General features: G+C 72.9%; 10 protein-coding genes and 1 pseudogene. 5 read left to right on the top strand and 6 right to left on the bottom strand.

The features are described from left to right. Positions 1-9: 9 nt before the first annotated feature. The 4 genes and pseudogenes from LZ495_RS17440 to LZ495_RS17425 form a co-directional block, all read right to left on the bottom strand. Entirely contained in the window at positions 10-1,125 is a 1,116-nt protein-coding gene (locus LZ495_RS17440) for an NADAR family protein (protein WP_235053158.1), read from the bottom strand. A gap of 233 nt (positions 1,126-1,358) precedes the next feature. Then, entirely contained in the window at positions 1,359-1,856 is a 498-nt protein-coding gene (locus LZ495_RS17435; RefSeq protein ID WP_235053157.1) for a hypothetical protein, read from the bottom strand. Positions 1,857-2,091: 235 nt separating this feature from the next. Further along, entirely contained in the window at positions 2,092-2,481 is a 390-nt protein-coding gene (locus LZ495_RS17430) for a YegP family protein (protein WP_235053156.1), read from the bottom strand. Continuing rightward, positions 2,459-3,218, bottom strand: a pseudogene (locus tag LZ495_RS17425) (phosphate ABC transporter ATP-binding protein). The gene LZ495_RS17430 and the pseudogene LZ495_RS17425 overlap by 23 nt, the downstream one beginning before the upstream one ends. Between LZ495_RS17425 and LZ495_RS17420 the strand changes: the two are divergent. After that, positions 3,103-3,381 (top strand): hypothetical protein, encoded by a 279-nt coding sequence (locus LZ495_RS17420; RefSeq protein ID WP_235053352.1) that lies wholly within the window; start codon positions 3,103-3,105, stop codon positions 3,379-3,381. The pseudogene LZ495_RS17425 and the gene LZ495_RS17420 sit on opposite strands and share 116 nt — an antisense overlap. 34 nt (positions 3,382-3,415) lie before the next feature. On the opposite strand, the gene LZ495_RS17415 is transcribed toward LZ495_RS17420, so the two are convergent. Beyond that, positions 3,416-4,321: a sortase gene (locus LZ495_RS17415; RefSeq protein WP_235053155.1), complete on the bottom strand. Its 906-nt coding sequence runs from the start codon at positions 4,319-4,321 to the stop codon at positions 3,416-3,418. Beyond that, positions 4,318-6,681: a substrate-binding domain-containing protein gene (locus tag LZ495_RS17410; protein WP_235053154.1), complete on the bottom strand. Its 2,364-nt coding sequence runs from the start codon at positions 6,679-6,681 to the stop codon at positions 4,318-4,320. Before LZ495_RS17410 ends, LZ495_RS17415 begins: the two co-directional genes overlap by 4 nt. Positions 6,682-7,047: 366 nt before the next feature. Here LZ495_RS17410 and LZ495_RS17405 point away from each other — a divergent pair, with 366 nt between their 5' ends. The 4 genes from LZ495_RS17405 to LZ495_RS17390 all read left to right on the top strand — a co-directional run bounded on the left by LZ495_RS17405 (position 7,048) and on the right by LZ495_RS17390 (position 12,399). Continuing rightward, the gene (locus tag LZ495_RS17405; RefSeq protein ID WP_235053153.1) at positions 7,048-8,004 is read left to right on the top strand and encodes a substrate-binding domain-containing protein; all 957 of its coding nucleotides are present in this window, start codon (positions 7,048-7,050) and stop codon (positions 8,002-8,004) included. A 288-nt stretch (positions 8,005-8,292) separates the two neighbouring features. After that, positions 8,293-9,309: a phosphate ABC transporter permease subunit PstC gene (gene pstC, locus LZ495_RS17400; RefSeq protein ID WP_235053152.1), complete on the top strand. Its 1,017-nt coding sequence runs from the start codon at positions 8,293-8,295 to the stop codon at positions 9,307-9,309. Positions 9,310-9,427: 118 nt separating this feature from the next. Then, positions 9,428-10,609 carry a phosphate ABC transporter permease PstA gene (gene pstA, locus LZ495_RS17395; protein WP_235053151.1) on the top strand — a complete coding sequence of 394 codons (1,182 nt, stop codon included), beginning with the start codon at positions 9,428-9,430 and terminating at the stop codon, positions 10,607-10,609. After that, entirely contained in the window at positions 10,606-12,399 is a 1,794-nt protein-coding gene (locus LZ495_RS17390; RefSeq protein WP_235053150.1) for a phosphate ABC transporter substrate-binding protein PstS, read from the top strand. Before pstA ends, LZ495_RS17390 begins: the two co-directional genes overlap by 4 nt. Positions 12,400-12,611 lie beyond the last annotated feature (212 nt).

The following is a 12,611-nucleotide window of genomic DNA, read 5'->3' as shown; positions in this document are numbered from 1 at the left end:
GATGCGCCGTCAGATCCCGTACTGCTGCATCCGCAGCTCGGACCGGACCAGTTCGAGGAGCCGGCCGATCCAGTTCCGGCCGGCGCCCGCGTTGTCGCCCCAGTAGTCGGCGCCGACGTCGTCGTAGAGGAGGGTGGCGTCGCCGGTCGCCAACAGAATCGCGGCAAGGTCGGCGTGCCGGGCGTACTTGGCGCGCAGGAGCTTCGCCATCACAGCGGTGCGGACATGCTCCCAACCCTCGCGCCGCGCCGCAGCAGCGGCGACCGTGTGCACGTCGAAGCCCGCTTCGGCGATCCCGGCCCGCGCGGCCGGGCCCGCCGCCGAGAGCGCCCAATAGGCATGGGCGACCGTCGGATACGTGACGCCGTCGACCTCGATCGGCGCGGGGTAGTTGTTGCGCAGCCCCATCGTGCCCGGGTCGTCCACGCGTTCCCGGGGGAAGGTGTGGGACACGTGGATCGCCGGGGCGTGCGGGGTCGGCGGCCCGTCCTCGGGAAGCTGCGAGGGCCGTTCGGCGGCCGGGCGGAAGCGGTCCTCGAAGTAGGCGACGGCACTGTCGTACATCTCCGGGGAGACGGTCTTGTCAGGGTCGTCGGGCCACCCGTCGACCCGGCCGCCCGGCCCGGCCACCAGGACGCGGAGCGGCCAGTCCTTGCTGTCCATGTCGCCCAGCGCGTAGTGGCGCTTGGTCTCGGGGATGGCGAGGTACCCCTCGCGGGCGACCGCGCGGTTCTCCTCGGTGCGGTCGGCGAGGAACGCGCGGACCGCCGCCAGGCAGCGGCCTGTCGCATCGGGACGGCCGTTCAGCCGGTCGATGTCGTCCCGGATCTCCGCCAGCAGCAGTTCGGGGGTGAGCCACGAGCGCGGCTCGGCGAACGTCCAGGCCGCAAGGCCGTGCGCGGATGCCTTGCCGCCGTCGGGGAGATCGGTGGCGACCCAGCCGGAGCGGAGCTGCTGCGCCAACTCGTCGAGCGTGACCAGGCCCCAGCAGTCGACCAGTCCGTCGGCGTAGACGACGAGGTCGGTGAGGAAGTGCGTCCCGCCGTTGCGGATGAAGGCGTGCCGCCAAGTCCCGGGTATACGCCGGCCGTCCGCCATGCGGTACGTGATCCGTCTGCCGATCATGCGGCCATTGTGCCGGGCGGGGCCGCCTGCGTTCCTGCCCTTTTCGGCGCGCAGCGGCGGGTGTCGGGGGTTTGCCGTGTCCGCGTTTTCAGGGCCTGCTATCGGAATCGGGGCAATGGCCGTACGAGCGCCCGAGGCGGCCCGCGCAGCAGTCGTACGGGACGCGGGCGGACGCTTGGTGCCCGCGTCCCGGCGGCCTGTGGCGCGTGCGCCGCGCGGCCGCTGCTGCGGTCTCAGGACTCCTGGTCGGCGGCGTCGTCCGACTGGTCGGCACTGGCACCGGCACCGGCATCCGCGGCGTCGGGGGTCGGCGCGGCCTCGGCGCTCTCCCCCGGGCCGTCGTGCGCAAGGCCGGCGTCCGCGGTGTCGTCCGGGGCGTCCGCCTCGGGTGCCGCAGCCGCCGGAGCGGGGGCAGGGGCGGGCGCAGCAGCAGCGGGAGCGGGCGGCGGGGCCGCGGGGGCGGCGGCACGCGGCTTGGGCGGCGCCTTCTTCGCCATCGCCTTGCGGTCCGGCTCGGGGACGCCCAGCCCGCGGAGTTCGTCGGCGGTCCAGCCGCCCGCGAGGGCTTCGGTCCACGCGTTGAGCACGCGCTGCTCGCCTTCCGCGGCCGCGCGTTGCAGCGGCTCCAATTCCGCGGTGGCAGCGGTCAGTTCGCGGATCAGGTCAATCCGCCGGTCGAGCAGCGCACGGGCGGCCGCCTCGGCATTCATGAGCATCGTGTCATCGGCCATGTACGCACCGTAGTGGATCCGGCACGGGTGGCGGAAACTCCCGCGCCGGAAACCCACCGCTTCGCCGCGAACTAGGGCGTGTCTGGGGGATCTTGGTGCCCCTCGCGGTGTTCGGTGCCGTGCATCGCAAGGCGCAGGGCCGAAGCTCGTACTCTCTCGTACTCGCGAGGCCCTGCAACGCCGCGAGGTGCGGTGCCGGGCGCCGCGAGGGGTATCAAGATCCCCCAGACATGCCCTACCAGTCCTCGCCGGGCGCGACGGCCACCAGGGCGCGGACGAACCGGTCGAAGGAGATCTGGCAGCTCTCGAGTCTTTCGTACGTCCGCGCGGACACCGCGACGACTGGTCCCCCGTCGATCGCGAGGCTCCAGCACCAGCCCCGACCGCCGTCCGCGCGCCCGGTCAAAGGGCGCAGGAGTGCGACGCGCGACCGTAACGCGTCGAGTTCGGCGCGGCAGGCCGCCGCGCTTGCGTGGCCCCGGGCGGAACGGGCGATGACCCGTCCGTTGGGCGCGACCAGCCGCCACCGGACACGGCGTTCGGCGTCCAGGTGGACGTCGTACCGTGCGGTGCGCTCCGGAACCGCGCCCGGGGCCTCCGTGTCATCCGAACCGGCCGGCGACATAGTCGGCCGTCCTCGGGTCGGCGGGGGCGCCGAACACCTCGGCGGTCGGCCCGGACTCGACGATGCGGCCGGGGGTGTTCTCCGCGGCCAGGAAGAACGCGCAGTGGTCCGAGACGCGTTGGGCCTGCTGCATGTTGTGCGTGACGATCACGATGGTCACCTCGCCGCGCAGTTCCGCGATGGTGTCCTCGATGCGCCGCGTAGAGGTGGGGTCCAGCGCCGAGCACGGTTCGTCCATGAGCAGGACGTCCGGGTCGACGGCCAGCGACCGTGCGATGCACAGGCGTTGCTGCTGGCCGCCGGACAGCGAGCCGCCCGGCTGCCGGAGCCGGTTTGCGGACCTCGTTCCAGAGTCCGGCGCGGGTGAGCGCGGACTGCACGACGGTGTCCTTGTCGATGCCGCGCCGCCCGGTGAGCTTGAGGCCGGACACGACGTTGTCGTAGATCGACATGCTCGGGAAGGGGTTGGGCTTCTGGAAGACCATGCCGATGCGGCGCCGGGTGTCGATGGGTCTGCGGCCCGGGTCGTAGATGTCCTGGCCGTCGAGCAGGATCTCGCCGGCCAACTGCGCGGACGGCACGAGTTCGTGCATGCGGTTGAGGATCCGCAGGAACGTCGACTTGCCGCAGCCGGACGGGCCGATCAGCGCGGTGACGGTGTTGGCGGCAATGGTCAGGTCGACGCGCTCGAGCACTTTGTGGCTGCCGAACCAGGCGCTGACCGCCCGGGCCTCCAGGGTGGACGAGCTCCGCCCCGGCTGCCGGGCGCCGGGCACGGATGCGGATGCGGGGACGGGTGCGATGGGCAAGGTGGTCGCGTTGGTGTCGGTGGACACGGGACGAACCTTCCGCTCCGGGGACGAGTTGCGGGTGGGCGGCCGGGAGTTCGGCGCGTCCTAAGGCGGGCGGTCGGGGTTTCCGCCGGGGCGGCGGGTCACAGGGTCGCGGGCAGCAGGCGGGCCGCCGTGTCGTAGAGCGCCCAGACCACGGCGATCAGGACGGGCGTGCCGAGGAGCAGCGTGATGCGGCGGTCGTAGCGGCGCAGCGCCCAGGCGGCCAGTGCGGCGGCCACGACCGACGCCTGCGCCCAGAGCAGCAGGGCGATGCCCGCGCCGGATTCGCCGCCGGTCCCCTTCTCGTCGGCGCGCACGGTCTTGGGCCGGCCCGCCTCGGCGATCTGCGGGCGGCCTTGGAGGTCGGCGACGACGACGGTGCGGCCGTCCGGTTCGAGCCAAGAGTCGGTGGTGACCAGGGTCAGCTGGTTCGGGCCGCCGGGGGCGATGACGTCGTCGTCGCCTTCGTCGACGCGGCGGGTCTCGCGTACCTGGTACGCGAACCGGCCCTGCTGGGTGGTCACGTCGATGATCTGGCCGCGGCGCAGCTTGTGGAGGTCGCCGAAGGGTTCGCCGTACGTCCAGGCCTTGCCCATCAGGACCGCATTGCCGCGCTGGCCGGGCAGCGCGGTGTTGCGCAGGTGTCCCGGGCCGCCGCGGAGGAGGTCGGCGGTGGTGCCTTCGACGACGACCTGGCGCAGGTCCAGGGCCGGGATCTCCAGGAGGGCGACGGGGGTGCCTTCGCGGATCGCACCGCCGAGCGGGCCGGTGTCGGTGTGGAAGTCCTCGGATATGCGCTCGTGGAGCACGCGTTGGCTGCGGGCCTGCTGCAGGTCGGAGACGACGGCGAGGTAGCCGACGAACCCGGCCAGCAGGAAGAGGACGAGAGCGAGGGCAACGCCTGCGACGGTGAAGGGGTCCCAGGCGCCCCGCGCGGCCTTGGCTTCCGCGCAGGGGTCCGGCACCGGATCGGCAGTCGGGCGAGGGGCGAGGCCGGGGGCGGTCATCGGGCTCCTCCGGCCGGGCGGTTACGGCGTACGGCCCGGGCGAGCGCGGGCAAGGGCGGCGGCCATCGGCCCGTCCTGCGGTGCCATCCGATGCCGAGCAGCACGGGCGACGCGGCGCCGGACGCGAGGGCGACGCCCATCAGGACGGCGAGCAGGATTGCGGCGGGGTCGCCGTCGAGTGCGTCGCGCAGGCGTTCGGCGACGGCCGCGGGCAGGGTGTCGGGCTTCGGGGCCGCGGCGGCGGGGCGTGCCTCCGGGCGCGGCGTGGCGCTCGCCGAAGGGCGGGCGCTCGGCGTCGCGGAGGAACCTCCGGCGCTCGCGGTGCCGCCGCCCGCAACCGTTCCGCCCGCGCTGGTGCCGCCCGAACCGGAGGTCGTACCGGTCGACCCGGAGCCCGTCCCCTGGCCGCCGCCGGTGCCGGAGCCGGTGGTGCCGGGCGGCGGCGTCGTGGCGGGCGGGGTGTTCGCGGCGCGCTGCACCGCGTCCCGGGCGTTGGCCGCCTGCTGGCGCTGCTTGTCGGTCAACGGGGCGTAGCCGGGCGGGAGTTCGCCGCTGCGCAGGCCCGGGGTCTGGCCGGGTCCGGCGACGTAGCCGAGGTAGGTGTCGACGGCCGCGGCCAGGTCCTTGCTCACGTTCTTGGTGGGCAGCGCGGCGACGTCGGTGGTGGTGAGCGGGTACGCCTTGGGGTCCGCGGTGGCGAAGTCGTTGGAGAGGGTGACGCCGTCCGGCCCTGGTTTGGCGGCCTTGACCCCGGCGGTGATGGACTCGGCGGTCGGGGCCACGAACACCCCTGCGGCGTTGCGCAGGTTGGCGACCGGGAGTTGCATGCGGCGGGCCGCCTCGAAGCTGGTGACCGCGAGGACGCGGTGCCGCCCGCTCTGGTCGGCGTCGATGGGCTTCTGGGTGTCGGACGTGACTCCGGGGCCCTGCGAGCGGACCAGGTTGTCGACGATGCTCCAGTAGGAACTCACCGGCCGGTAGGTCAGGTACGACTCCTCCAGCCGGTTGACGATCAGCGACGACGGGTAGGCCGCCGCGCCGATCCGCCACACGTCGGGGCAGCTCAGCCCGCCCTCGTCGACCGTCCCGGACAGCCATGCCCGCGACTCGGGGTCGGAGACCAGCCAGCGCGTCAGCTCGTGGAGGGTGTCGTCGCTCGCGCCGCGCAGGGTGAGCGCGTGCAGGGGCAGGTCCGGCCAGACCCGCCCGGGGTTGGCGGCCAGGAACTCGGGGTCTTCGTAGAGGCTGGTGACCATGCGGTACGTCGGGGGCACGCCGGGCGCGGTGCTGACGGGCACGGTCGGCCGGCTGCCGCTCATGTGCCGGGCCGAGGTGCTGTAGGCGTTGGTCAGCAGCTTGGCGGCGAGGCGGGGTGTGAGGTTGACCGGTTCGATCGCCGTGTAGCCGGTCATGCCCGGGTCCATGCGCTCGATGTTCATCGCGAACACCAGGGCGCCGTTGGTCAGCGGGGCGTACACGGCTTCGCCGGCGCCGCGGCCGGGGAGCGTGGTCGGCTGCTCGGAGAGCGCCTGGTCGATGGGGCCGCCGATCGGCTGGGTGGTGACCGCCGCGTCCACGAGTCCTTCGCGGAAAGCCGCGCGTCCTTCGGGGCTGCTGGTGGCGGCGACGGTGGCGGTCAGCGGGCGGGCCTGGCGGCACAGCCGGCCGGTCCACGACTGCCCGGCCATGCTGTGCTCGGCGTTGCCCGCGAGCCGGAGCGCGGTGCGGTTGTCCGGGCACGTCGCACTGGCCGCGGCAAAAGAGATGGGCGCGTACGCGGCCTGGCCGGCAGCCACCGCGACGGAGAACTCGCGGTCCGTGGGCACGTTGCCCGCGGCGACGCTGAACCCGACGTTCGCCGGGGTGAAGTCCTCGGCCGTCGAGGCGACGGTGGGCCGCAGCACCACCGCGACGCCGCAGGGTGCGACGTCGTCGCAGCCCAGGAACGAGCGGTCTTCCTTGGGGAGGATGCGGAACCAGGCTTCTCCCGCGCTGCCGGTGAGCCCGTACTGCGCGCCGTGCCCGTGGATGGTGCCCGGCGGCCGGTCGCCGCGGTCCGGGTTGGACTCCTGGACGTTGACGCCGTCGCAGCCGAGCGCGGTCGGCCTGGGGCCTTTGCACTGGTAGATGCCGAGCGCGTAGCTGTTCGCCATGAATCCGCTCCAGCGCACCAGGATGCGCTGGTTGACCAGGTCGGCGGTGGCGGAGAGCGTGACTTTCGGCCCGGTGCCGGGCCCGTCCGCGGCGGCCGCGGGCCTGCCGAGCACCGCCACCGCACTGACGGTGCCGAGGACGGTCGCGAGTACGGCGGCGAGGACGCCGGGCAGATGCCAGGGGCGGGCGCGGAACAGGGCGGGCACGTCGACTCCGGTCGGTCGTCGGTCGTCCGGGCCGGCCATGTCGGGGCGACGGCCTGCCCGGTTGGCGCAGCTACCGGAACACCACCTCACAGGTCCGCCGAACTCCCGTCCAGTACCGGGTGGTTGTGCTCACCCAGCCGTTTCTTCCCGCACATGAACGCGTCATCTTCCGTTGCCCGTTCCGTCCGGTGGCGGGCCGTTTCCGCCCCGGACATGTGGGACATCGAGCGTTTCCGCCACGGTCACGCCGGGCCGGTGCGCGGGCCGCGAGTGTTGTCGGCGTCGCTCCGGCGACGGAGGTCCACGCTCCGCAGCAGCACCGGCATTTCCTCGATATCCCTGTGATGTCCCAGAGAGGGAACTCCCATGATCCGCAAGCTCGCGACCGCAGCGGCGGCCGCTGCCACCGCCATGCTCCTGGCCGTCTCGGCGGGTGCCGCGCACGCCGACAAGTACGCCGGCGTCGGTTCCGACACCACGCAGGACGTGATGAAGGCGCTGACCAACCAGTACAAGCTGACCCACCCGGCGCACTCCTGGACGAGCATCAACGCCGGTGCCACGTCCGGTTCGATTCCGGCTGCGGGCAGCTGCCCCGGTGTGACGTTCTCGGCCGGCACTCCTGCCCCGAACGGCTCCAGCGCCGGCATCAACGCGCTGCTTGCCGACACCAACGGCTGCATCGACTACGCCCGTTCGTCGCGCGCCCTGAAGCCTGCCGAGGCGGCTTCGCTGACCGCGGTGCGGCTGGGCGGCGACGCGGTGTCGTGGTCCGCGGTCCCGTCGTCGGCCGGCGGCAAGGCGCCCGCGGCGCACAACCTGACGCTCGCGCAGCTCCGCGGCATCTACAACTGCACCTACACCAACTGGAACCAGGTCGGCGGCACCAGCGGCACGATCGTGCGCTACGTCCCGCAGTCCGGTTCGGGCACCCGCGACTTCTTCTTCACCACGGTCCTCGGCTTCGACCCGACCGTCCTGGGCGGCAGCAACCTGTGCGCCACGCAGCCCAAGGTCGTGCAGGAGAACAAGGGCACCGCCGTCACCGCACTGGACAAGAACAACGCGATCCTGCCCTACTCCAAGGCCGCCTGGACCGCGCAGTCCAACAGCGCCGTGACCGGTGTCGCGGACGCCCGCAACGGCTTCGTGCTGGGCAACATCGACGGCACCGCGCCCGGTTCGACCAGCCCGGCGTTCATCGGCAACCGGGACGTCTACAACGTCTACAAGACCGCGGGCGCCCCGACCGACCTGGTCGACTTCCTGACCTGGGCCGCCGCGCAGAACAGCATCAAGGCGACGTACGGCTTCACCGCCTGACGACGCTCCCCCAGCGCCCGCCGTCCCGGAGTACACGGCAACTCCGGGGCGGCGGTGCCGCGTTCCGGGCGGGAACCGCATCCGCTTCGGGGTGTGCCGATCTCGCGTCCGGCCGGTGTCGGGCCGACGCATGCACGGCACCTGACCGTTCCGTTGCGTCACCGGCTGTTTCCGCCGCGGTCGCCCCAGGCGCACCGCGCCCCTGCTTGTCTCGTGCTGTCTCGATGCGCACCTCCGCACCGGTTCGCTCCGCCGCCTGCGCGGCCCGGCTCTGTGAAGGAACTCCCCATGTCCACCGCACCTTTGGACGCTCCGGCTCTCGACGTCCCGGCCGATGTGCCGCGGCGCGTCGTGGTGCGCCGCAGCCGGGCGGACCAGGCGTACCGGTGGACCACGCGGCTGGCCGCGTGCACAGTCCTCGCACTGCTCGGCGCGATCGGCCTGTACCTGCTGCGCCGCGGCTACAACGCGATCGACGCGGTCGGCTGGGACTTCCTGACCGAGGACCGCTGGGCGCCGCGCGAGGGCGTCATCGGGGTCCGCGGGCTGCTGTCCGGCACCGTGCTGGTGGCGCTGATCGCGCTCGCGGTCGCGGTGCCGATCGCGCTGACCGGAGCGCTGTACATCACCGAGTACGCCCCGGCGAAGCTGCGCCGCACGCTGACCTCGCTGGTCGACCTGATGGCCGCGGTGCCGAGCATCGTGTACGGCCTGTTCGGGTTCTTCCTGCTGCAGCCGCAGCTGATCCCGGTGAGCCGCCGGCTGGCCGAGAACGCCGGGTTCCTGCCGGTCTTCGAGGTGCACAAGCTGGAGGGCTCGACGCGGTTCGCGGACGGGCAGTTCGCCTCGTCGCTGTTCATCGCGGGCGTGGTCGTCGCGTGCATGGTGATCCCGATCTGCTGCGCGGTGATGCGCGAGGTCTTCTCGCAGGCCCCGGCCGGCGAGAAAGAGGGCGCGCTCGCGCTCGGCGCGACGCGCTGGGGCGTGATCCGGTCGGTGGTGCTGCCGTTCGGACGCGGCGGCATCATCGGCGGCGTGATGCTCGGCCTCGGCCGCGCACTCGGCGAGACGATCGCGGTGGCGATCGTGCTGTCCTTCGACACCGGTTTCACGATCCGGGTCCTGGAGGGCACCGGGTCCACGATCTCGACGCTGATCATCCTCAAGTTCGGCGAGGCCGACGAGTTCGCGCTGTCCGCGCTGATGGCCGCGGGACTGACGCTCTTCACGATGACGCTGCTGGTCAACGTGGTGGCCGGGTGGGTCATCGCGAAGTCGCGGAGCGGCAGCGGTACTGACATCTGATCCTCGGACGGCGATCCTGCGGCACCTCTCGGACGCCCGCCGGGCTCCCCTCGGACGACCACGGACGACCACGGACGACCCACGGACGACTCTCGGAAGAAAGCAGAAGACCGCGGACATGAGCACCGTCACCCTGCCCGACGCCGCGCCGCCGCCCGGCGGCCCGGCTCCCGGCGCGGCCGCACCGCCGGCCGAGGCGCCGGCCCCTCCCCCGGAACGCCGGGTGCTGCTGCACCGGGTGCCGCGCGAGGAGGTCGGCGTGGCCGCCGCGGCCGCGGTCTCCGGGGCGTGCCTGGCGTGGATCCTGTACGGCCGGGTGCTGCCGGTGGCGGGATGGCAGGGCTTCCTGCTCACCGCGTACGCCGCGTTCCTGCTGATGTACGGGGTCGCGAGCAGACTGCGTACCGATGCCGTGCAGGCCCGGGACCGGCTGGCGGGTGCGGTGGTCGGGACCGGCATCGCCGCGCTGCTTGCCACGGTCGGGACCGTCGTGGTCTACATCTTCGTGCGCGGCTCGGGCTCGCTGGACTTCGCGTTCTTCACCGAGACGCAGGAGTTCTTCGGCGCGCTCAGCGGCCCGGACGTCGCCGTCGGCGCGGCGCACGCGATCGTCGGCACCCTGGAGCAGGTGCTGCTGGCCGCGGCCATGTCGGTGCCGCTCGGCATCGCCACCGCCGTCTACCTGAACGAGGTGCGCGGGCGCCTGGCCCATGTGGTGCGGATCGTGGTCGAGGCGATGAGTGCGCTGCCGTCCATCGTGGCGGGCCTGTTCGTGTACGCGATGCTCATCATCGGCCTGGGCCAGGGCCGCAGCGGGTTCGCCGCGTCGCTGGCGCTCGGGATCATGATGCTGCCCATCGTGACGCGCACCACCGAGGTGGTGCTGCGGCTGGTCCCGGGCGGGCTGCGCGAGGCGTCGCTGGCGCTGGGCGCGGGCGAGTTGCGAACGCTGTGGCATGTGGTGCTGCCGACCGCGCGCAGCGGCCTGGCCACCGCGGTGATCCTGGGGACGGCCCGCGCGGTGGGCGAGACGTCGCCGGTGCTGCTGGTGGCGGGCGGCAACGCGCGCATGAACTGGAACCCGTTCGACGGCGAGCAGGAATCGCTCGTGTTCTTCATCTGGCGCAACGTCAAGTCGCCCAGCGACCGGCTCAATTCGCTCGCCTTCGGGGGTGCGGTCGCGCTGGTGGCCATCGTGCTGGCGTTGTTCGTGGTCACCCGGCTGCTGGCCGGCCGAGCGCCGGGCGAGCTGAGCCGCCGCCAGAAGCGCCGGATCTCCCGAGAGGCGGTCTCGTCATGAACCCGTTCATGGACCCGCTCGTGAACCCGCTCGTGAACCCGCGTGCGGACGGCCGTACGGCGCGGGGCGCGGAGCGTGCGCGTACGTCGCCGATCGCCCGCTTCCTGCGGCTCGGTGCCGCGTTGGGGCTGGGCGTGGTGATGACGGTCGCGTCCGCGCCGCCCGCGAATGCGGCGATGGAGCCGGTGTACGGCTCCGGGTCGACCTGGAGCCAGGTCGCCGTGGACCAGTGGACCCGGGATGTCGCGGGGCGCGGTATCAAGGTGAACTACGGGGGCGGCGGGTCGACTCTCGGGCGTACCCAATTCCTCTCGAAGACCACGGATTTCGCGGTGTCGGAGATCCCGTTCCAGCCGCCGTACCGCGGCGTGGACGGGACCGTCTACAACGAGCTGGAGCAGGCCCGGGTCGCGGGCATCAACTATGCGTACCTGCCGATCGTGGCGGGCGGCACGTCGTTCATGTACCACCTGAAGATCCGCGGGCAGCTGGTGCGGAACCTGCAGTTGTCGCCGCGCACCATCGCGAAGATCTTCACCGGGCAGATCAAGGTGTGGAACCACGCGGACATCAAGGCCGACAACCCGTCGATCCCGAACCTGCCCGCGACTCCGGTGACACCGGTGGTGCGGTCCGACGGGTCGGGCACCAGCGCGCAGTTCAGCCTGTTCATGTCGAAGCAGACGTCGGACATCTGGACGAAGGGCATGACGTCGGACTTCCCGGTGCCGGAGGGCGCGAAGGCGCAGCCGGGGTCGGACGGCGTGGCGAACTGGGTGGCGGCCGGGTACGGCGACGGGTCCATCACGTACGTGGAGTACGCGTACGCCAAGCAGCGCAACTTCCCGGTGGCGTCGGTGCGCAACTTCTCCGGCGCGTACGTGCAGCCGACTGCGGACGCGGTGGCGATCGCACTGACCCGGGTCGAGCTCGCGGACGACTCGACGCAGAAACTCGACGGGGTCTACACGATGCCGGACCCGCGGGCCTATCCGGTGTCGAGCTACAGCTACATGATCGTGCCGACCAACATCGCGTCCGGTTCGCGGTTCACGGCCGGTCGCGGCGAGACGCTGGGCCGGTTCATCCGGTACTTCCTGTGCGACGGGCAGAAGCAGGTCGCCACGCTGGGCTACTCGCCGCTGCCGCCGCAGCTCGTCCGGTTCGGGTACGACGCGGTCAAGCGCATCCCGGGCGCACCGGACCCGGGTGCGCTGCCGCGCGACCTGAACAACATCACGCAGGCCGAGTACGAAGCCTGCCCGAACCCGACGTTCCAGCCGGGCTTCATCCGGCCGATCGACCGGTCGGGCACAGGCGGGGGCTCGTCGGGCGGCGGTGCCGCGGCCGGCGGCGGCACGGGCGGGTCGCGGACGTCGGGCGGCGGGTCCGCGGCCGGGGCTTCGAGCGGTTCCGGGGGCGCCTCGGCGGGCGGCGCCACGGGGGCGTCCACGGCAGGCGCCGCGACGGGCGGGGATGCGGCCGGGGGCGCTTCGGGCGGCGACCCGGCCGGCGAGGGCCCGGCAGGCGATGCGGACGGCGACGGCGTGGCGGACGGCACCGGCGACTCCGCGGGCGGCTCGGGCGGCTCCGGCGGCTCGGGCAACACGTCCGGGCCGGTCGCGCAGAGCGCGGGCGCGATCGACCTGAACGACCCGCCGGCGGTCCCGGCCATCTGGTTCTACGCGCTGGCCATCGGGTGTCTGGCACTGGCGGTGGGCGGTGGACCGGCGTTCTACGCGTACCTCGACAGGCGGCGCGGTGCGGTGGGGGTCGCCTCGGACCGCTGACGACCGCCCTGCTGGCCGGCTGACCGCCTGGCCGGTTGACCGCCTGACCGCCTGGGGCAGCGTCCGACGACCACGGGCGGCTGGCGGCCAACGGAACACCCACAGAGTCCCGCCGGCATCTCGACCAGTCCCACTGCATCTCGACCAGTCCCACCGACCGCGCACGGCAGCGCGCGCCATCTCGGCCTGCCCGTATTCGGTTCTCCGGCCTG

This window comes from Yinghuangia soli, from assembly GCF_021502675.1.
GTDB lineage: Bacteria > Actinomycetota > Actinomycetes > Streptomycetales > Streptomycetaceae > Yinghuangia > Yinghuangia soli.
Note: the sequence above shows the minus strand (reverse complement) of the source record. Positions and strands in the feature narration are given on the sequence as shown.

Coding starts and splice junctions, on each gene's coding strand:
- LZ495_RS17440 (WP_235053158.1), bottom strand. CDS start 1,125: ATGATCGGCAGACGGATCACGTACCGCATGGCGGACGGCCGGCGTATA.
- LZ495_RS17435 (WP_235053157.1), bottom strand. CDS start 1,856: ATGGCCGATGACACGATGCTCATGAATGCCGAGGCGGCCGCCCGTGCG.
- LZ495_RS17430 (WP_235053156.1), bottom strand. CDS start 2,481: ATGTCGCCGGCCGGTTCGGATGACACGGAGGCCCCGGGCGCGGTTCCG.
- LZ495_RS17415 (WP_235053155.1), bottom strand. CDS start 4,321: ATGACCGCCCCCGGCCTCGCCCCTCGCCCGACTGCCGATCCGGTGCCG.
- LZ495_RS17405 (WP_235053153.1), top strand. CDS start 7,048: ATGATCCGCAAGCTCGCGACCGCAGCGGCGGCCGCTGCCACCGCCATG.
- pstC (WP_235053152.1), top strand. CDS start 8,293: ATGTCCACCGCACCTTTGGACGCTCCGGCTCTCGACGTCCCGGCCGAT.
- pstA (WP_235053151.1), top strand. CDS start 9,428: ATGAGCACCGTCACCCTGCCCGACGCCGCGCCGCCGCCCGGCGGCCCG.
- LZ495_RS17390 (WP_235053150.1), top strand. CDS start 10,606: ATGAACCCGTTCATGGACCCGCTCGTGAACCCGCTCGTGAACCCGCGT.